This window comes from Lactobacillus sp. MRS-253-APC-2B (assembly GCF_012843675.1).
In the GTDB taxonomy this organism is placed as follows: domain Bacteria; phylum Bacillota; class Bacilli; order Lactobacillales; family Lactobacillaceae; genus Limosilactobacillus; species Limosilactobacillus pulli.
The window spans coordinates 12,487-31,390 of record NZ_JABAFO010000011.1; the positions used below are offsets into that span (position 1 = coordinate 12,487).

At 46.6% G+C, this 18,904-nt stretch carries 19 protein-coding genes; 9 read left to right on the forward strand and 10 right to left on the reverse strand.

The features are described from left to right. Positions 1–14 precede the first annotated feature (14 nt). Together HF864_RS06570 and HF864_RS06575 are read right to left on the reverse strand one after the other, a co-directional pair. Positions 15–728, reverse strand: a complete 714-nt coding sequence (locus HF864_RS06570) for a DUF554 domain-containing protein (protein WP_169462195.1) — start codon at positions 726–728, stop codon at positions 15–17. 94 nt (positions 729–822) lie between these two features. After that, positions 823–1,728 carry a LysR family transcriptional regulator gene (locus HF864_RS06575; RefSeq protein ID WP_169462196.1) on the reverse strand — a complete coding sequence of 302 codons (906 nt, stop codon included), beginning with the start codon at positions 1,726–1,728 and terminating at the stop codon, positions 823–825. Positions 1,729–1,863: 135 nt separating this feature from the next. Between HF864_RS06575 and HF864_RS06580 the strand changes: the two genes are divergently transcribed. Together HF864_RS06580 and HF864_RS06585 are read left to right on the forward strand one after the other, a co-directional pair. After that, positions 1,864–2,910, forward strand: a complete 1,047-nt coding sequence (locus HF864_RS06580; protein WP_169462197.1) for a beta-eliminating lyase-related protein — start codon at positions 1,864–1,866, stop codon at positions 2,908–2,910. Positions 2,911–2,920: 10 nt separating this feature from the next. After that, positions 2,921–3,442, forward strand: a complete 522-nt coding sequence (locus tag HF864_RS06585; protein ID WP_169462198.1) for a YbaK/EbsC family protein — start codon at positions 2,921–2,923, stop codon at positions 3,440–3,442. 62 nt (positions 3,443–3,504) lie between these two features. On the opposite strand, the gene HF864_RS06590 is transcribed toward HF864_RS06585, so the two are convergent. Further along, a complete protein-coding gene (locus HF864_RS06590; RefSeq protein WP_169462199.1) occupies positions 3,505–4,191 on the reverse strand; it encodes a YjjG family noncanonical pyrimidine nucleotidase in 687 nt (228 codons plus the stop codon). Between the two features lie 27 nt (positions 4,192–4,218). Then, a complete protein-coding gene (locus HF864_RS06595; RefSeq protein ID WP_169462200.1) occupies positions 4,219–4,788 on the reverse strand; it encodes a TetR/AcrR family transcriptional regulator in 570 nt (189 codons plus the stop codon). A 160-nt stretch (positions 4,789–4,948) separates the two neighbouring features. On the opposite strand from HF864_RS06595, the gene HF864_RS06600 reads away from it, so the two are divergent. Beyond that, entirely contained in the window at positions 4,949–6,451 is a 1,503-nt protein-coding gene (locus tag HF864_RS06600) for a DHA2 family efflux MFS transporter permease subunit (protein ID WP_169462201.1), read from the forward strand. Positions 6,452–6,466: 15 nt separating this feature from the next. Then, complete coding sequence (locus tag HF864_RS06605) at positions 6,467–7,090, forward strand: DUF4811 domain-containing protein (RefSeq protein ID WP_169462202.1); 624 nt, start codon at positions 6,467–6,469, stop codon at positions 7,088–7,090. A 95-nt stretch (positions 7,091–7,185) separates the two neighbouring features. On the opposite strand, the gene HF864_RS06610 is transcribed toward HF864_RS06605, so the two are convergent. Then, on the reverse strand, positions 7,186–7,932 hold the full coding sequence (locus HF864_RS06610) for an SDR family oxidoreductase (RefSeq protein WP_169462203.1): 747 nt from the start codon (positions 7,930–7,932) through the stop codon (positions 7,186–7,188). A 172-nt stretch (positions 7,933–8,104) separates the two neighbouring features. Here HF864_RS06610 and HF864_RS06615 point away from each other — a divergent pair, with 172 nt between their 5' ends. Continuing rightward, on the forward strand, positions 8,105–8,578 hold the full coding sequence (locus HF864_RS06615; protein ID WP_169462204.1) for a nucleoside 2-deoxyribosyltransferase: 474 nt from the start codon (positions 8,105–8,107) through the stop codon (positions 8,576–8,578). A 77-nt stretch (positions 8,579–8,655) separates the two neighbouring features. Here HF864_RS06615 and HF864_RS06620 read toward each other — a convergent pair whose 3' ends face one another. Next, a complete protein-coding gene (locus HF864_RS06620; RefSeq protein ID WP_169462205.1) occupies positions 8,656–10,311 on the reverse strand; it encodes a malolactic enzyme in 1,656 nt (551 codons plus the stop codon). A gap of 150 nt (positions 10,312–10,461) precedes the next feature. On the opposite strand from HF864_RS06620, the gene HF864_RS06625 reads away from it, so the two are divergent. Both HF864_RS06625 and HF864_RS06630 read left to right on the forward strand, forming a co-directional pair. After that, complete coding sequence (locus HF864_RS06625; RefSeq protein WP_169462206.1) at positions 10,462–11,361, forward strand: LysR family transcriptional regulator; 900 nt, start codon at positions 10,462–10,464, stop codon at positions 11,359–11,361. 22 nt (positions 11,362–11,383) lie between these two features. Further along, on the forward strand, positions 11,384–12,862 hold the full coding sequence (locus HF864_RS06630; RefSeq protein WP_169462207.1) for an amidase: 1,479 nt from the start codon (positions 11,384–11,386) through the stop codon (positions 12,860–12,862). Positions 12,863–13,569: 707 nt separating this feature from the next. Here HF864_RS06630 and HF864_RS06635 read toward each other — a convergent pair. Continuing rightward, entirely contained in the window at positions 13,570–13,788 is a 219-nt protein-coding gene (locus tag HF864_RS06635) for a hypothetical protein (protein ID WP_006501002.1), read from the reverse strand. Between the two features lie 337 nt (positions 13,789–14,125). Here HF864_RS06635 and HF864_RS06640 point away from each other — a divergent pair, with 337 nt between their 5' ends. Further along, positions 14,126–14,881 (forward strand): SDR family NAD(P)-dependent oxidoreductase, encoded by a 756-nt coding sequence (locus HF864_RS06640; protein WP_169462208.1) that lies wholly within the window; start codon positions 14,126–14,128, stop codon positions 14,879–14,881. A gap of 79 nt (positions 14,882–14,960) precedes the next feature. On the opposite strand, the gene HF864_RS06645 is transcribed toward HF864_RS06640, so the two are convergent. The 3 genes from HF864_RS06645 to HF864_RS06655 form a co-directional block, all read right to left on the reverse strand. After that, on the reverse strand, positions 14,961–16,292 hold the full coding sequence (locus HF864_RS06645; RefSeq protein WP_169462209.1) for a replication-associated recombination protein A: 1,332 nt from the start codon (positions 16,290–16,292) through the stop codon (positions 14,961–14,963). 65 nt (positions 16,293–16,357) lie between these two features. Then, a complete protein-coding gene (locus HF864_RS06650) occupies positions 16,358–17,161 on the reverse strand; it encodes a Cof-type HAD-IIB family hydrolase (protein ID WP_169462210.1) in 804 nt (267 codons plus the stop codon). Between the two features lie 48 nt (positions 17,162–17,209). Continuing rightward, positions 17,210–17,947 (reverse strand): response regulator transcription factor, encoded by a 738-nt coding sequence (locus tag HF864_RS06655; protein ID WP_169462211.1) that lies wholly within the window; start codon positions 17,945–17,947, stop codon positions 17,210–17,212. A gap of 156 nt (positions 17,948–18,103) precedes the next feature. Here HF864_RS06655 and phoU point away from each other — a divergent pair, with 156 nt between their 5' ends. Then, a complete protein-coding gene (gene phoU / locus HF864_RS06660; protein WP_169462212.1) occupies positions 18,104–18,841 on the forward strand; it encodes a phosphate signaling complex protein PhoU in 738 nt (245 codons plus the stop codon). Positions 18,842–18,904 lie beyond the last annotated feature (63 nt).

Here is an 18,904-nt window from a genome sequence, read left to right on the forward strand (position 1 = left end):
AAGCCGGTTTAAAGTTAAAATATCACCCAAACGGCACCAACGATCAGCGCTGGCAAGAGATTGGCTACTCGGATCTTGTTGCCCCAAAAAAGGTTGACCCCGACACAGAAAATCAGAATCGAGCCAACATATGAGATGTTATTCATAACTGCAGTCGTCATCACGGGCTTGAGCAATTCGCTAAACAACGTGACGGTCCCTTGCAAAATCCCGACTGGAATCGCTGCAAATCCGCAACCCTTGCCCAGCGAGGTGGCCATGATCAAGACGATGACAAAATCAAGAATTGCCTTAGCGAACAGGATTGAGTGGTCGCCAAAAATGCCGTCTTCAATCGCGCCTACGATTGCCATCGCGCCAATGCAGACGGTTAAAGAAGCTGTTACGAAGGCTTCGATGAATTCTTGATCGTTAGCGTTGCCGGTCTTTTGCTTGAGCCAGTTGCCAAATTCGGTAAACCGATCCTCAATACGCAGCCACTCACCGATCAGACCACCGATTGCCAGGCTGCCGATCATCATCATGGTCCCTTGCGTTGAAAAAGAGCCATTCTTAAACTGCAGCATCTGTGCCATGGTGCCGCCCAGCCCTAAAAACAAAACGGCAATTGCGGCCGATTTCATCAGCATATCCTGAAAGCGTGGCGAGATTCTTTCTCCTGCTACACAGCCAATGATTCCCGCAAGTGCAATGGCAATTACGTTGACGATGGTTCCTAATCCTGGCATCCTATTCCTCCACATATAAAACCGCCATTCAGCATTTAATGGCGGTTTTTAATTTTTCTTTAATAAACTATTTATATTTTAACAAGCCAGACAATCAATTGCCAGTCGTTTTTGAATCAGCCACTGTCAGTTCTGGCATCATCTCCTGCACGCAATCAATAAAGCGCTGGGCAGACGGTGAGCATTCCTTAAAGCTTGGCGCAGCCAGACCAAGTGACACATAATGAGCCGGTCGCAATGGCACTTCTGCAACTGCACCTTGCCACTTTTGCGAAATCAGCCGTTGATTGACGCTCACGCCTAGTCCCGCTTCAACCATATTATAAGTGGTAAAGCCATCACGCGTCGTGTAGCGCTCATTGAGTTGGAGCTTTTCAGCCACAATCAAGCGATCCTGATCGGTATCCTCATTGGGCAATGTATGAATGAATTTTTCCTTACTAAGCATTGCAACCGGATAGCTTGTCTGATTTGCCATTGAATGATCCTTGGACAGCCAGACTACCATCTCATCTTGATAAAGTGGCAGCCAGTCACAGGAAGTCTTCGGATCTGGGGCCGCACAAAAGCAAAGATCGACCGCCTTTTCATTTAGCCAGCGGGCAATTTCTTGATTACCGCCCTCCAGCATCTTGACTTTGATTTTTGGAAAACGTTCTTCAAACTGTTTTAAGATGGCTGGCATCCAGATTGCCGAAACACTGAAGTAGCTGCCAATCGTCAATGTCCCCTGCACAACGCCACGGATCGAGGCACTCAATTCATTGGCCTGTTTTTGTGCCTGCACGATACTACGCAGTTTTGGCAGCATGATCTTGCCATTTTCAGTGAGTTTAACGCCTCTTTTTTGACGTATGAACAGTGCAAAACCCAATTCATTTTCCAAACTGTTGATCATGCGCGTAATCCCCGATTGAGTGTATCCGAGCGCGCTGGCTGCCGCGGTCAGACTGCCTCTTTCTGCGGCTACAATCGCGGCCTTGCATTTGATTGTGTCCATTATTTACTTCCCTTTTGCCTTTTACAACATTGATATGACTATATATCATGTTTACCATGATAATTAGCCATTTGTGTCATATCTAATTCTAGCGTAAGATATCCATAAATCAAATTCCAAGCGAGGTAATCTTCAATGACTGAAAAAATTTCATTTGCTTCTGATTATATGGAAGGTGCCCATCCCAACATTTTAAAACGACTGGCTGATACCAATTGGCAAAAGATGCCCGGCTATGGTTTCGATGAAATCTCCTTATCAGCTAAAGAACGGATTCGCAAAGCTTGTGAGGCACCCAATGCTGAAGTCGAGTTCTTGATCGGCTGCACGCAGACCAATGCCGTGATGATCGATGCATTGCTGGCTTCTTATCAAGGCGTGATTGCCGCCGATACGGGACATATCAGCGTGCATGAGGCTGGTGCCATTGAATTTGGTGGCCACAAGGTATTGACGGTTCCTGCCAAAGAAGGCAAGATTGCTGCTGATCAAATTGTGGCCTATGCAGCTGACTATCATAACGATGCCAACCACGATCACATGGTTATGCCAGGGATGGTTTACCTGTCGCAGCCAACCGAATTCGGGACGCTGTATTCCAAAGCTGAACTGCAAGCCATTCATGATGTCTGTCGTCAATATGACATGAAACTTTATGTCGATGGCGCGCGCCTTTCCTACGCCCTGGCTTGTCCAGAAAACGACGTAACCATGGCTGATCTGGCTAAGCTATGCGATGCCTTCTACATTGGCGGTACCAAATGCGGAGCTTTGATTGGCGAAGCCGTTGTGATACCGGATGCCAAGCTGATTCCGCATCTGTTTACCATTATCAAGCAGCATGGGGCATTACTGGCCAAGGGACGACTCTTGGGAATTCAATTCGATGAGCTGTTTAAAGACGATCTGTACGTCAAGATTGCCAAAGAAGCTATCGACTATGCCAATCAGATTCGTCAATGTCTGAAAGAAAATGGCTATCAGCTTTACTACTCATCACCAACCAATCAGACGTTTTTTGTCATTGAAAATCAAAAGATGCAGGAGCTGGCCCAGCATGCCGAGTTCAGCTTCTGGGAAAAATATGATGAAAATCATACCATTATCCGTTTTGCTACCAGCTGGGCCTCAAAAAAAGCCGATGTCGATCAGTTGTGTGAATTGATTGCCAAGTTAGCTTAAGAGAATTTTTATGCTTGAATTTGTTTCTGTTGCAAGTCATCCCGAATATGTGGCACCAAAAATGCTTTCATTTTTAAAGTCCCATGAGCTGACCGATAAAATTCAGGTTGCCCAAATCGATCCCCAGTATGCTGATGGTGAAAAACTCAGTGAGGCTTACGGCGTCGACATTAATCAGGAGTTAAACTGTCTGGCCTTTGCTGGCAAGCGTGATGGTCAGATTAGATATGCAGCCGTCGTGGTTCCTTATGGCAAGCGGGTTAATTCTGGAGCAGTTCTCAAGCACGCCATGAATGCCACCAAGCCGTCATTGGCCAATTTGGATGATGTTATTGCCATAACCTGTATGGAACTTGGCAGCATTACTCCTGTTGGATTGCCCGATGATTGGCAGGTCTTAATTGACAGCAGCGTTAAGGAACTGGATGAGGTCATCATTGGTGGCGGCCACGTTGATGCCAAGTTCAAGACCAAGCCTCAGATTTTGACACAACTGCCGCATGCCAAGTTTGTCGATCAGTTGGCAAAATAACTCTTCAACCTAAAGTACCTAAAAAAGGCGCGTCTGAAACGGCGAGCCTTTTTTGATTGAGATTATTTAAGAATCAGCTGAACAGCTTGCTTTAAGTCGTGTGCGATCTTGATTTGATGATCGAATTTAGCTGAAGGGACCTGATCGTTTGGGGTTATCCAGATACAATCCAGGCCAGCATTTTGCGCTCCTCTAACGTCAGATTGCCAGCTATCGCCAACCATGACGGTATTTTTGCAAGTCAACACTGGGCAAGTGGTTATAATCTGCTCAAAAAATCGTGGATCTGGTTTAGCGACCCCTAGCTCCTCTGAGATGAACACTGCATCAAAATAATTCAAGAGACCGGCTCCTCTTAAACGTTGTTGTTGCATACCAGTCTCACCGTTGCTGGCGGCATAGATATGAACACCGTTATTAGATAGCTGCTGCAAGATAGCATGAGCGTCTGGCATCGTATGATAGTTGGCAGCCTCCATTTTGGCATACCATTGCTGCAGCGCCAGGCCGTCAACCTGCTTGTCAAACTGAGCAAATAAATCATTAAATCGTTGATCAAACAATGGCTGACGATCAGCGCCCTGTTCAATCTGCTGCCAAACATGCTGATTGATCTGCTTGAAAGCTGCCAGTCCTCGTTCGATGTCTTGTACGCCTTGTGACTGCAGAATCTTGGTAATACCGGCCTGCTGACCAGCTTGAAAATCAAGCAGAGTGTCGTCTAGATCAAAAAGCACATTTTGATACATTTATTCATCCCCCAATCAGATTAACGATTAAAACTGCTGATTATGCTGAGCAAGCCTACGGATATAGGTTAGGGCACCCTTGGTTAGGATTTTTTCAGCAACTTCGATCGTTTGATTGCCATCTATTTTATCAGAATTAAACAGCCAGTATTTAAGGGATGCAAAACCAGTCGCTCCAATTACCGATTTAGCCAGTTCGTTTTCTGGCGAGTCATTAGGAATCAGGGCATTAAAACGCTTGCTGAAGCCTTCCAGCATCTTGGCTTCGAAATTACGGTCGCCATTTGGCCCCAACAGTGCGTGAAATTCCTTGAAATGAACTTTTAAAATCTCAAGTCCATCGGCTAATGGGAGCCTATCAGCCAGTGGGTTGAAGCTGTCGCGTAAGTCATTCATTTCAGCCAGCAACTGGTCTTCAATCGTTTCTAGCAGATCATACTTATCATCGTAGTAGCGGTAAACCGTGCTGCGGTTGACATGAACATGACTTGCAATATCGTTGATCGTGATTTTTTCAAAAGGTTTTTCTTCCAATAGCTCAATCATGGCATTTTGTAATTGCCGTCTCGTATAGTTGGTTTTATTTTCGTAGGGCATGATTTTCCTCCTTTTGCATTGATTTTATAATATTTCATTATTGAAAAAACGCCAATTTAAAACAACATGTCTTATTTGCCACAAAATGATTTAAATTAGGCTGTGAGTCGCATTTGAAATTCGTTATATTAATTGCTGTTCAATACGAGGAGGAATCAATATGACAAAAACACAAGCCGTCGATATTCACGGACGGTCATATCACCGCACGATTATGTTTGTGCTGATGCTGATTGCCACTTTGGCTGGATCTTTGATGCAGTCAACATTAGGTACGGCATTGCCTACCTTAATGGATAAGTTCTCCATCGACCTTAATACCGCTCAGCAAGCCACGACCTGGTTTCTGTTGGCGCTGGGTGTGATGGTGCCGGTATCTTCCTACTTGGTTAAAAAGGTACCAACCAAGCCACTGACGATCATCACCTATGCATTTTTGCTGATTGGGGTTCTAGTAACCTACCTGACGCCTGAAAAACATGACATGTGGTGGATGTTCGTTGTTGGTCGAGTAATCGCCGCGGCAGCGGTTGGGATCAGTATGCCACTTTTACAGATTGCCATTGTCAACATCTACTCCAAAGAAGAACGCAGCTTTGCCATGGGTCTGATGGGACTGGTCGTCGGGATGTCACCAGCAAGCGGACCAACGTTAACGGGATGGATTTTGAACCGTTCACATCACTTCTTGGGATTTACGCTGCCCGATAATTGGCAGGCAATTTTTTATCTGCCAATTACAATTTTGGTTGTGGTCTTGGTTCTGTTGCCATTTTTTATGCGCGATATTATTCCTAACGAAGACGTCAAACTCGACTTCTGGTCACTGTTGCTGTCCAGTTTTGGTTTCGGTCTGTTTCTGCTTGGCTTTACCAATGTTTCTAATGATGGCTGGTCAGCTCTATTAGCGGTTGATGCGCCAATTGTAATTGGACTGCTCTTAATTATTGTCTTTATCTGGCGCCAGCTTAAGATGGAAAAACCTTTCTTGGATGTGCGCGTCTTTAAATCATGGGACTTCTCGGTGGCAACCATTGCTGTTTCAGCAGTCATGATGGCCATGATGGGGGTCGAAATGATGCTGCCAACCTACTTGCAAAACATTCATGGCATGTCGGCCCTTGACTCTGGTCTGACACTGCTGCCGGGGGCCTTATTCATTGGGTTCCTATCGCCAATTGCCGGTATTTTATACAGCAAGGCAGGCATCAAGCGCGTCGGTGTGGCTGGTCTGTTGGTACTTTCCGTTGGTACGATTCCATTTGCCTTTATTACGGCCTCAACGCCTTCTTTAGCCATCACCTTAATGTACACAATTCGGATGATCGGGGTGGCGATGGTCTTAATGCCATTGACCTCACTTTCTATGGATGTCTTGCCTAAAGCTAAGGCTGCCGATGGAACGGCGGTTAATAATACTGCACGTCAAATTGCCTCATCCGTTGGGGTAGCGCTTTTAACCTCAGTAACGCAAAACACCATCAATAATCATAAGCCTGGAATGGCACTCAAACTGGCTGACCCATTAAAATATGCTGCCAAGACGCTAGATGCTTCAATGGATGGGTTCCGATTGGCTTTCCAGGTTGGCCTGGCCTTTGCCGTAATTGGCATGATCGTTGTTATGTTTTTAAAAGAAGCCAATCGGCAAACCAATAAATAGAAAGGACCGCAGCATATGATCATCTATCTGATTTTTCTGTTAGTCATTGTCGTGATTTTGTCATGGACGCTGATCAATAATCGCACCTGGCGCTGGCTGATCGGTTTGACCAGCTCAATTGCCTTGGTTGCTGCCGTAAGCATCATGTCCTTGAACTTCTCTGACCATTATGGGACGAAAAAAGAAACCATCGTTGAAACGCACCAAATCTATTCAGCAACTGGTGGCCAGTCACCAATGCAGATCATGGTCGCCAAACAATTGGGCACCAAATCCAAGCACTGGGTAATGGTTTATCGCGACTCTCAAGCTGTTAAAGCCTCAACTCATTTTGTTCCGCAAAAAAAGCACATTGTCGAAACGGTTAAAAAGCAGTCGACCTTGAAAAAAGCCAATGTCGACCATGCAACCGTCAAAACAACTACCGTACGTTGGGAATGGAAAAACGATACGGCTAAGTTCTGGCTCAATATTGGCGATCAAGCCGGTGAGCTGGTTAGTCAAAAGAGCGTTGTAACCGTTCCTGAAAACTGGCAGGTGCTGTCACCATCTCAGTTAAAGCAGCTCAAAAAGAAGATGGCTGCTCAACAGTCTTCGCAAAAGCAGGCTCTGACGGCACAAGCTTCGTCAAATCAATAAAATTAAAAGATCATGGGCCGAACTGGTTCATGATCTTTTTACGTCTAAATACTTCAGGCGAATAATGATAATCAACCGCCTAGGCTCAGCCTTGATCAAGCCTGTTTTGGCTGGCCGGTACCAATCTCAAAACCAGCTGTCACGGGGATGTTCTCACCGGTAATCGCACTGGATGCTTCCGTCGACATAAAGTAGACTGCCGCCGCAACCTCGCTTGGTTCCACGATACGCTGTAACGGACTGTTTTGGCTAAAGCGCTCCTTCATTGTTTGAGGAAACATAGCCGTGTTGGTTGGACCAGGTGAAACGCTGTTAACGCGAATTCCAAGTGGTCCATAATCCATCGCCATGGCCCGCGTCATGTTGATAATCGCCCCTTTGGTAGCATTATAGGCCGTCATAGCGTAATCACCGGCCATCCCTGAAACTGAGGCAATGTTAACGATCGTCCCAGCATGGCTGGCAATCATATCAGGCAAGAACGCCTTACTGATCAAAAAGGTACCACGCACGTTGACCGCGAAGACCCGTTCCCAATCATCCAGACTTGTTTCATGCAACCGACCCTTAACCACGATTCCGGCATCGTTAACCAATGCATCGATCGTGCCAAAGCGTTCAACAGTGAAGTCATGCAGTGCGGCAACGCTTCTTTCATCGCTGACATCGACTTGGCAAAAATCAATTGCGGCTCCAAATTCAGCTGCCAGCTCCGTTTTTACCGCTGTCCCCTTATCGGCATTGCGCGCGGCCATCATAACCTGCCAGCCATTCTGCAAAAAAAGCTTGGTGGCAGCCAGGCCAATGCCAGCCGTACCGCCAGTTATTAATACAGTTTTCATCATTCAGCCTCCTGTTTGTGCATATTTTTGGTGCATCGATTTCCTATAAAGATTATAACGCGTTTTGTGGAACAAGTTGAAAACTGATGCCGATCCTTATTCTGCAAATTTATGGTAAAATAGATTTCTTGACTTAAGCAAAAACGAGTCGATTCTGATCAAAGGAGAGATAATGATGAGCAAAACCATTTATTTTTGCGCTGGCTGGTTTACTGATAAGCAAAACAAAGCCTATCAAACAGCCATGACAGCAATCAAGCAAAACCCAACCATTGACGTCGAAAACAGCTATGTTCCTCTGCAGCATCAGTACAAGAACATTCGCGTCGATGAGCACCCAGAATACCTGCATGATAAGGAATGGGCTACGGCTACCTTTAAGGGCGACTGCTTAGGCGTCACTACCACCGACGCCACGCTGGCTGTTTACATCCCAGATGAAGAAGACGTTGGCATGGGAACCGAAATTGCTTGGGCAAAGGCGCACGGCAAGTATGTGCTGCTGGTAATTCCTGATGAAGAATGGGGCAAGCCGATCAACCTGATGTCATGGGGCTTTGCTGACAACGCCATCAAGATGAGTAAGCTGGCCAGCTTTAATTTTAATCAGCCTTCGTTTAACTTTTATGAAGGAGCCGTCTACTAAAATTAATCAGAAACGGCAACAGCGTCAGACTCGGCTTAGTAAGCTCGAATCTGACGCTGTTTTTATTTTGAGTCTTCTTATTTACGATAGTTTGCCAACAGCTGGTCAAACGGCTGGTACTCTGGCTGCCAGTGCATTGCCGCAACTGCCTGTTCCGCGCTGAGATCAGTTTGTGCCAAGCCCTGGTCAATTGCCGACTGGGCCACGGCAAGCGCAACTTTCTTGGAAAATTCAGTCAGCTGACTAACTGGCGGCAAAACTGGTGCCCCGGGAACCTTGACGTCAACCAAACCGCCAAGCGCATGAGCAGCTGCGGCCAGCATCTCATCATTGATAACTCGTGCATTAACGGCCAAAGCACCAAATCCTACGCCAGGATAGATCAAAGCATTATTGGCCTGGCCGATCTGGTAGTCGATGCCTTGGTATGCGACCGTAGCACTGGGAATTCCCGTTGCTACCAGAGCCTTGCCATTGGTCCATTTGATCAGTTCCTCTGGCATAGCTTCGATCTTTTCGGTTGGATTGGAGATTGGGAAAATGATTGGGCGGGCAGCATGCTTGGCCATCTCTTTAACGGCAGCTTCGGTAAAGGCATTATGAACCGTTGACGTGCCAATCATTACCGTTGGCTGAACCGCTTTGATGATCGCAGTCAAATCCGTAAGCCTGCCTGCATCGGCAAACTCATCCCGTGAACGAACAAATGCTTGCTGCTTAGGTGTAAGTCCTGGCGTATCATCAAAAAGCAGTCCTTGCCGATCCACCAGATAGAAATGCCGCTTAGCCTCCTTCGGGCTCAGTCCCTGCTTGATGAGCTCGTTGTACAGCATCTTAACGATTCCCATTCCGGCTGTGCCAGCACCAAACGTCAAGAAACGCTGCTCAGTGATTTTTTGACCAGAGATCTTAAGCGCCCCTAAAACACCTGCCAGCGCAATGATGCCAGTGCCTTGAATGTCATCGTTAAACGTCAGAATTCGATCCTGATACTTGTCCAGAATCCGAGCAGCCGTGCCGCGACCAAAGTCCTCAAAATGCAGCAGACTGTGAGGAAATAGCTTTTCAACCGCCTTTACAAAACGATCGATGTATGCAAAGTACTGATCACCCGTCAACCGCTTATGACGCGTTCCCAAGTACTCATCATCGGCCAGCAGCTGCTGATTATCTGTTCCCGCGTCAATTACGACCGGCAGTACCTGCTGTGGATCAATGCCGGCTGCTGCCGTATAGACCATGAGCTTGCCAACCGCGATGTCCACACCGTTAACGCCCCAGTCGCCGATTCCTAAAATACCTTCAGCGTCGGTAACGACAATCAGCCGAATATCGCGCTGATCAGCCGCGTTCTGCAGGCGTTGTTCAATCGTATCGGGATCGTCAATCGTCAGGTAAGCGGCATCTTGCGGCTGCATGAACCGTTCATTGTAGCGTTCGATCGCTTCGGCAATTACTGGATCATAGACGATCGGCATAAATTCATCAATGTGCCGAACCATCAGATTGAAAAACAGCGTCCGGTTATGATTAAAGATCTCCATTAAGAAATGACGCTTTTCAATCAGTGATCCCTTACTTTGGTACAGTGCATACATTTCGGCAGCCTGCTCATCAATCGTTTTGACACGGGGCGGCAAAAGGCCAATCAAGCCATACTTACGCCGCTCAGCTTCAGTAAAAGCCGTACCGCGATTTAAAAACGGATCATTTAGGATTTGAAATCCGCGCATTAGACTTCATCTTCTTTCAACAAAATTCATCTTTTATCTCTCATCTCGCAACCGATTATAAAAACCGACCAATCACATAGTCAAATATACCCAAATCTATAAATTTTTTTGATATGATAAATTAAAATCCAATTATGGCGGTGATTCAGGTTGAATATTAAAGAATTATATTATTATCATGATTTGGTTAGAACCAAAAATTTTTCCCAGGTCGCAGCAGATTTCAATATCAGTCAGCCAACCGTCACCATGGCCATCAAACGACTTGAAGAAAGCTTTGGAACGACTTTTTTCATGCGTGATCGCTCGCATCATCAATTGAAGGTTACCAGTACTGGCCTTCAGTTTGACCAACACGTGCAGCGCGTGATTGAAGAGCTTGAGATTGCCCAAAAGGAGCTGACCCGTGCCAAACATGAACGCATCAGCTTTGGTCTGCCGCCAATCATCGGCAGCTGGTACTTTCCCCGCTTCACTCCAGCGCTGCTGCAGGCGGGCCTGCTTAATCAGCTGGAAGTCGTTGATCACGGTTCGGCCTCACTGCTGCGACTGCTGGCAAACGGCGAGCTTGATCTGGCATTGCTAGGATCGCTGCAGCCATTTCAACAGCCGAGTCTGCGAGCCCGTGTGATTGATAAGGCACCGATTAAAATTATCGTGGCAAAAAATCATCCTTTGGCAGCTTTTAAAGAGGGCGTATCATTTGTTCAAGCCGCGCAATATCCGTTTATCACGCTTGATGATGAATATGTCCATGCCCAGGCTTTCCGTCAGGCTGCGCGTTTGGCTCGCGTACGTCCCAAAATCGTTTTTAAAACCAGCGACGTGCAGATTTTAAAAGCGTTGGTCGCGAACAATTCTGGGATCTCTTTTCTGACGGATCTGGCACTGGATACCAATGATGGCTTGGTGGCCTTGCCCTTGACGGATGGTAGTCAGCCCGAGTTCATCATTTCACTGGCGGCTCGTGCCAATCGCCTGCTGACGCCCAACGCGCAAAGGCTATGGTCAATTCTGGAGACGCCGCTTAGTAAAGGGCCAATATATTAACAAACTGAAAGGAGTGGTTTTAATGAATCTACTGACGTTGCCGGCCTACCGCTTAGCAGAAATGATTCGCCAACACCAGCTTACCAGTCGTGAACTGGTTGAAATGGCACTAGCTAAGATTCAAGCAGAAAATCCCACCCTTAATGCCGTTATTCACTTAAGAACAGAGGCAGCCTTAAAAAAAGCCGACCAGCTGGCAGATCATGGCCAGCCGTTTTTAGGCGTTCCCCTGCTGCTAAAAGGACTTGGCCAACGAATGAAGGGCGAACCCGACACTAATGGCAGCCGGCTATTTCGCCATCAGCTGGCTAATGAAACCGACAATTTTGTCAAAGCGCTCCAAAATGCCGGCTTCATCATTATTGGTCAGACAAACTTTCCTGAATTTGGCTATAAGAACATTACTGATGCCAAACTTTTTGGTCCAGCTCGCAATCCTTGGAATCCGCAGTTCACGACCGGTGGCTCATCAGGCGGTGCCGGCGCGGCCGTGGCAGCTGGCTGGGTACCAGTCGCCGCGGGCAATGATGGTGGCGGCTCAATCAGAATTCCGGCTAGCTGGTGTGGCGTTATTGGTTTAAAACCAACGCGCGGCCGCATGCCGGTTGGACCAGGCAGTTGGCGTTCCTGGCAAGGAGCATCAATCAATTTTGCGTTGACGCGTTCGGTTAAAGATACCGCGCTATTATTGGATACTTTGCAGACTGTACAAAGCAGTGCCGTCTTTCAAACACCCTTAAGCAAGCTGTTTAAACCTGGCACGATGGAATTGTTGCCAACCCCACGGCTGAGAATCGGCTGGACCACAGTCTCCCCTGTTGATACGACAGTCGACGAAGATGCAACTCGGGCGGTTTTGGATGCCGTTGACTTCTTGCAGCAAATGGGCTTTGATTGTCAGCCATATGAAGATCCAATTGATGGCCGCAGTTTGATCGACAGCTATTATCTAATGAATGAAGGCGAAACGGCCGCCATGTTTGCTCAGATCGAACACTCATTAAAACGTCCGATTGGTCCGGATGAGATTGAACTGGTTACCTGGGCACTGTGGCAAACCGGCAAAAACATCTCAGCCGCTGAATATATCGCAGCCTTAAATGTTTGGGATAAAGCTGCAGCGTTGCATGATCAGCTTCATCAAAAGTTTGACGTGCTATTGACACCCACAACCGCTACCCGTCCATATCGTATCAATGAGCCGCAGCATACTGCCGACTTTGACGAGCAGCTTAGACATATCGATCAGCTGGCACCAAAAGAACAGCAGCAGCTGATTTATGATCAATGGCTTGATTCGCTGAGTAAAACGCCATTTACCCAAGCAGCCAATCTGACTGGCGAACCAGCGATTTCTTTGCCAACCCACATTAGAAAAGATGGCTTGCCCCAAGGTATTCAATTGATTGCCAATAAAGGGCGTGAACTGGATTTATTGCAGTTGGCTGCATTGTTTGAAGAACATAATCAATTTAAGATGCTGCATCCGACAATTGAATAAAATAAAGAGCCCATGAAACGCATCAAGCATCCCATGGGCTCTTTTTGACTATGCCAGTAGTGGGACTCGAACCCATATTGACACCACTCAAACTAATTGATTCATTCAATTGATGAGTCGCCCTGGCATAACAGCCTGTGCATTGGTTTGCGTAGCTTAGCTTTGATAGTTGATTAGGCAACGTGCTCGACAAGGCTTAGCCATGACCCGTCGATCATAACCTCTTGTCGCTTTAACATGGCACGGGCTGGGATCAGTACCCACCATCTTTTGGTCAGCATAAGCATTTTTCTATTGATTGTGTAATAGTAAAAGTCGCCTTGACCTACTCGAACCGGCCTCAATGCTTATAGCCACATCACTGCGGCATCACGGCGAACGTTTTTGGTGACGTTCCACTTTGGTTCTCAGGTTGTCGAGCCTGATTGACTGTGGATGGGATATTGCAAACGCGCATCGGGTCGTGCCTTAACTTATCAAAACCGCACTTGACTGACCAGGAACACGGCTTTTTCTCACCGCGATCAAGACTCACCACAAGCCTTAATGCTGGAAATCAGACAGCTATCGTTGCCTAACGTCCTAGTTCATGGATAAGTCAGTCAGCTGGGCGACTCTGTCAAAGTCTTATTCACCTTTTAGTTAATGTCAATAAAAAATCACCTGTCACAATGACAGATGATCCTTTAAATTGCATTATCAGAAAACTAAAAGTCAAACTGCAGCTTTTCCAACTTGCTCCAAGCGACATTTTTAGTTTCTTCAGTTGGTACGGCTTGACCGTCAACTGAAACGTTTGCTCGCCGCAGCAGTACTTTGCCATCATTCAAAACCTTTTGAATCAGATAGGCTTGTGCACAGCGCCAATCGTTGATGCGAACCAGTACCGCATCGTTCATGGCCATTACGACTTCCTTCTTTGTCATGATATCAATTCCTCTCTCTCTGATGATCAACGATATCCGGCAACGATCATCAAGCTGCCGCTCCTAAATCAAAACAAATCTTTGATTCAATTGCATTTATGGATATCGAGAACAAATTATTCCACTTTTAAGATTGAAAGTCAAACTAATACGGAAGATACATATAGATCTTAATTATGGTTGCGTTTTGATAAAGCCGCTGGATGATTTGTCTGTTATTTTTTAGACTTTAGTTAAGGTAAATTATCACTTGTCGATTAAAAATCAAGTCATCATTGTCTTAATTTGGGACTATAATTGACTCAATACTAGACTTTGACTTTAAGGGGGAATCGTGATGCGCTACGACTATGATGGTAAAAACGTAATCGTCACCGGGGCAACTGGTGGTATTGGCAAAGAAGTCGCCAAGGGTGTCATTGCTGGCGGCGGCTCGGTAGCAGTAATTGGTCTGGAGTTTGACGATGCGGTGAAAGTTGCAGCTGAGCTGGGTGAACATGCCCGCCCCTACGCCATGGACCAGAGCAATCGTGATGAGGTTGCGACTGTTTTCAAACGCATCCTTAATGACTTTGGCCACATCGATACTTTAATCAACGTGGCTGGGATCATCAGTACCAAGTCGTTTGATGAGCTGACGCCGGCTGAATGGGATCGCACCTTGGCTGTTAATCTGACTGGCCCATTCAATACCGTGCATGCCATTTGGGAACACTTTAAGCAAAATAGCGGCGGCCGAATCGTCAATGTTTCTTCCGTAGCCGGCAAAATCGGTGGCGGTTTGTTGGGAACAACGGCCTATGCATCATCGAAGGCTGGTTTGAACGGCTTTACCAAGGCAATTGCTAAAGAAGGAGCTAAGTATGGCATCTATGCCAACGCGGTCTGCCCTTCCTTTACCCACACTGGCATGACGTCCGCATTGGAAGCCGATCCCGAAAAAAGACAGCGAGTTTTAAACATGATTCCACTTGGCCGTGGTGCGGCACCTGCTGAGATTGCGCAGATGATTCTGTTTTTCGGCTGTGACGCGGCCAGCTTTATTACTGGCGAGATTGGCGACTGTGACGGTGGCATCGTCATGGATGGCTAGTCGCTAAATATTATATGAATGGATACCAAAAAGGACACCCTGCTCAGCAGAATGCCCTTTTTTGGTATGCGCCGGTCTTTTAATCGGACTGCCCATCATGATTCTGGTGCTGCCGCTTCCAGTTTTTGATCTGGGCCAAGCGTCGCTTAAAGCGAATCTCGTTGCCCTGCTCGGTTGGGTAATAATACTGATGTCCTATGAGATTGGCCGGCATCGTCTCCATCGTAGTCATTTTGGCCGCCGTGTCATGGGCATACTGGTAATCTTTGCCATAGCCAAGTTCCTTCATGAGCTTGGTGGTGCCATTGCGTATCTGGAGCGGTACCGGCTCATTGGCTGTATTTTTGACGTCATCGGCAACTTTTTGCGTAGCTTCATAAACGGCATTGGACTTAGGGGTAGTTGCCAGATAGATTACGCATTCCGTCAAGTGGACGTTGCATTCTGGCATCCCCAAGAACTGACAGGCCTGGTAGACATTAACCGCGACATTTAACGCATTAGTATCAGCCAAGCCAACATCTTCGCTGGCAAAGCGTACCAAACGTCGGGCAATGTATAATGGATCCTCACCGCCATCCAACATCCGCGTCATCCAATAGATTGCCGCGTCAACATCGGAATTGCGCATGGATTTATGCAGCGCCGAAATCAGGTTATAGTGTTCTTCGCCCTTTTTGTCGTATTTAAGCGTTTTATGCCCAAGCAGCTGCTCCAACAGATTGTCTGCTGCCGTAAACCGACCATTTTCATCAAGCGTGCCGTTGTCAACCAGCATTTCCAGTGTGTTGAGGGCCGTGCGCGCATCACCATCCGCAAAAATCGCCACCTGTTTCAATAAGCGGTCATCAATTTGAATGGGACGCGAAAACCCAGTCTGAGTCGCGCGCTGCAGCATCTTTTGCAGATCATCAGTCGACAGCGGCTGCAGCACAAAGACCCGGCAGCGCGAAAGCAGAGCTGAATTAATCTCAAATGATGGATTCTCAGTCGTCGCGCCAATCAATACGATGCTGCCATTCTCAACGTAAGGCAAAAACGCATCCTGCTGTGCTTTGTTGAAACGATGAATCTCATCGACAAATACGAGCGTCCGCTGTCCATAATCAGCATTTTGCTGTGCTTGGGCCATAATCTCTTTAATTTCTTTGATGCCGCTGGTAACGGCGCTGAATGAGATGAATTCTGACTTGGTATGCCGAGCAATGACCCGTGCCAAGGTCGTCTTGCCCACGCCAGGCGGTCCCCAAAGAATCATGGAAGGCACGCGATCAGCATCAATCAAGCGACGCAGCATCTGATTGGCTCCCAAAAGATGCTGTTGGCCAACGATCTGATCCAGAGTCTGGGGCCGCATGCGACTAGCCAATGGTTCTTGTTTTGGTTGTTCAAAAAGCGATTCTTGATGCATTAGATCACCTCTAAAAAAGCCTTCCGCATGACAAACATACAAAAGGCCGCTTATAATTGAATTGATTACAGATAGGATTGCAGAACATGCAAAACGGCATCATGATTATTGTCTTCATCAGCCGTAAAATCAGCCGCCAGTTTGACGGTTTTGCTGGCATTCTGCATTGCCCAACCGACTCTGGCCATTTTAAGCATGGTGACGTCATTGCCGCCATCACCAAACGCCACCAGATCATCAGCCGTCAGCTGCCATTGAGCAAGCATCCTTTGCAGCGCCTGGGCCTTATCAACGCCAGGAATCGTTAAATCAACTGAGCCATTGCCACTTGGCGTAATCTTTAACCGCTTGCCAAACCGGCTGCGCAAGGCCTGCAGCTGTTCTTTCAGTTTGTCTGGCTCAACGACAAACGATATTTGATAGAAACGATCGGCGGGCAGCTGCTTGAAATCATCTATCAAAACATGATTGGGAAAATAGAACTGTAGTCGCTTTAACTGCGATGCTGAAACGTTTGGCGAGATATAGCCGTGCTGATGACCAGAAAGTGACGGTACCAGGTCCATTTTGTCGACCATAAACGGAATCAGTTCGCTAACTACCGTGGGATCCATGGTCTGCACCACCAGCTCCTCGTCATGGTCAATAATATGCGCGCCGTTTTCACTGATAAAAGTCAGCTGTTCATGACGAGTTGGAAAGTATTTCAATAGACACTCATACTGATCACCGCTGGCCACGACGACATGCACATCTTGCGCCAACAATCGATCCAACAGCTGGCTGAACAATTTGCGATCAAACGTCTTATCATCGCGCAGAAACGTGCCATCCATGTCAAAAGCGACCACTTTAAAAGGAAATGCCATTTTCTTCTCCTTTAAATTATCGTTTATGACAATTATGACACAGAAAAGCTACTTATCCAAATGAGCCGTATCAAAAAGATAGCCAAAGCCGCGCGCAGTCTTGATCCATTCTGGATTGTGCGGATCTTTTTCTATTTTATCGCGCAGATGGCTAATATGGATGTCAACCATGCGGGAAGTACCTAAAATATCATAGTTCCAAACGCCATTCAACAATTGTTCACGGCTGATAACCTGATTGCGATTGTCATATAGGTATTTTAGCAGCTTAAACTCTTTGGGCGTTAAAATCACCTTTTGATCATTCACATAGGCACAGCGATGATTAAAATCAAGCCTTAAATTGCCAATCGTTACGTCATCACGTTGCGGTCGCCGCGGCTTATCGGCTGTCGACTGTTCCACGTTTAACTGATCGTAAACCCATAAGCGCTGTCTGATCAGCGGCACCAACAGCTCAGCATCGTTAAGCGATCTTGGCAGGCAGTCATCAGCATGAAAACGAAACAGCTTGCGACGAACCTTAGGCTTAAATGCTTCACCCATAATAATAATCGGACCATTCATCATCTGACGCATGACGTCCAGCGTTGCTAAAATCGTATCCAATGGTGTAGCGTCAAAATCCCATAGAATACCACCGTATGGGTGTTTTTTTATTTTAGCAACCCCTTCTACCGCGGTGGTCGTCTGGTGCAGCAGCCAACCCTCATCCGCAAACGCGGCGGCAATTGCTCCGTATAAAGCCATATCTTTGCTAATGAGCAGAAAGTGTCGCTGCTCCATGATTTTCCATCCCCTTTTCTCTTCCAAGTCTAATTAAAACGCAATGTTTACAAAATTTCGATAAATTCCGATGATTTTACGCTATATTTACACATTTTTTACATTAGACAAGTATAGTAGTCAAAGAAAAAAAGCCCCATAAAGGAGAGAGATCATATGAACGAGATTTTTAACGATGAGCTAAAAAAACTACGTGGCCGGTTTATGGAAATGGGGATCAACACCTCCGAACAGATTTATAAGGCAACCAAGGCGTTCATTGATCGCGATGTGGCACTAGCCAAAGAAGTCGGCGAAAACGACCGATTGATCAATGATGGCGAAACCTACCTGGAAAAGCACGCCTTTAAGCTGATGAACATTCAAAAGCCAAAAGAAAACGAGTTTCGTTCAATCATGAGCATCCTAAAAGCCAGCTCAGATCTGGAACGAATGGCCGATCACGCCTCTCATATCGCCAGAGACGCCATCCGTATTAAAGATATGGACCAACACTGGCCCGACATCGAAAACAACATCGCCGAAATGGCCGAAACCGTGCGTCATATGTTGGAAAAGGCTCTCGATGCCTATGTCTACACTGACGAACAGACCGCCTATTCCGTTGCCAATATGGATCTGGAAGTCGACAAGCAGTACGTTCAGGTACATGAAAAAATCATCAATCAGATGCATAATCGTCCTGAACTGATCAAAGACGGCAGCCACTACATCACCGTTATTCATTTACTGGAACGGATTGGCGATCACATCGTCAACCTTGTTGAATGGGTGATCTACGCGGCAACCGGCAAAATCACGGAACTCAACCCCGGCAAAGCTGATCCGGAACTGGTCAATCGCGAGCTGCAAAAACAAGCCGAAGAACAAGAAAAAAAGCAACCACAAAATTAAGCCGCTGACCGCAAAGAAACTTAAAATCAGCTCAATCGCTTAGCTACTTTGTAATAATAGTAA

What these genes read in the sequence shown, in the direction of transcription:
- HF864_RS06605 (WP_169462202.1), top strand. Translation starts at nt 6,467, where the DNA reads ATGATCATCTATCTGATTTTTCTGTTAGTCATTGTCGTGATTTTGTCA.
- HF864_RS06650 (WP_169462210.1), bottom strand. Translation starts at nt 17,161, where the DNA reads ATGGCATTTCCTTTTAAAGTGGTCGCTTTTGACATGGATGGCACGTTT.
- HF864_RS06585 (WP_169462198.1), top strand. Translation starts at nt 2,921, where the DNA reads ATGCTTGAATTTGTTTCTGTTGCAAGTCATCCCGAATATGTGGCACCA.
- HF864_RS06610 (WP_169462203.1), bottom strand. Translation starts at nt 7,932, where the DNA reads ATGAAAACTGTATTAATAACTGGCGGTACGGCTGGCATTGGCCTGGCT.
- HF864_RS06575 (WP_169462196.1), bottom strand. Translation starts at nt 1,728, where the DNA reads ATGGACACAATCAAATGCAAGGCCGCGATTGTAGCCGCAGAAAGAGGC.
- HF864_RS06595 (WP_169462200.1), bottom strand. Translation starts at nt 4,788, where the DNA reads ATGCCCTACGAAAATAAAACCAACTATACGAGACGGCAATTACAAAAT.
- HF864_RS06640 (WP_169462208.1), top strand. Translation starts at nt 14,126, where the DNA reads ATGCGCTACGACTATGATGGTAAAAACGTAATCGTCACCGGGGCAACT.
- HF864_RS06645 (WP_169462209.1), bottom strand. Translation starts at nt 16,292, where the DNA reads ATGCATCAAGAATCGCTTTTTGAACAACCAAAACAAGAACCATTGGCT.
- HF864_RS06655 (WP_169462211.1), bottom strand. Translation starts at nt 17,947, where the DNA reads ATGGAGCAGCGACACTTTCTGCTCATTAGCAAAGATATGGCTTTATAC.
- HF864_RS06635 (WP_006501002.1), bottom strand. Translation starts at nt 13,788, where the DNA reads ATGACAAAGAAGGAAGTCGTAATGGCCATGAACGATGCGGTACTGGTT.
- HF864_RS06580 (WP_169462197.1), top strand. Translation starts at nt 1,864, where the DNA reads ATGACTGAAAAAATTTCATTTGCTTCTGATTATATGGAAGGTGCCCAT.
- HF864_RS06600 (WP_169462201.1), top strand. Translation starts at nt 4,949, where the DNA reads ATGACAAAAACACAAGCCGTCGATATTCACGGACGGTCATATCACCGC.
- HF864_RS06620 (WP_169462205.1), bottom strand. Translation starts at nt 10,311, where the DNA reads ATGCGCGGATTTCAAATCCTAAATGATCCGTTTTTAAATCGCGGTACG.
- HF864_RS06570 (WP_169462195.1), bottom strand. Translation starts at nt 728, where the DNA reads ATGCCAGGATTAGGAACCATCGTCAACGTAATTGCCATTGCACTTGCG.
- HF864_RS06590 (WP_169462199.1), bottom strand. Translation starts at nt 4,191, where the DNA reads ATGTATCAAAATGTGCTTTTTGATCTAGACGACACTCTGCTTGATTTT.
- phoU (WP_169462212.1), top strand. Translation starts at nt 18,104, where the DNA reads ATGAACGAGATTTTTAACGATGAGCTAAAAAAACTACGTGGCCGGTTT.
- HF864_RS06615 (WP_169462204.1), top strand. Translation starts at nt 8,105, where the DNA reads ATGATGAGCAAAACCATTTATTTTTGCGCTGGCTGGTTTACTGATAAG.
- HF864_RS06630 (WP_169462207.1), top strand. Translation starts at nt 11,384, where the DNA reads ATGAATCTACTGACGTTGCCGGCCTACCGCTTAGCAGAAATGATTCGC.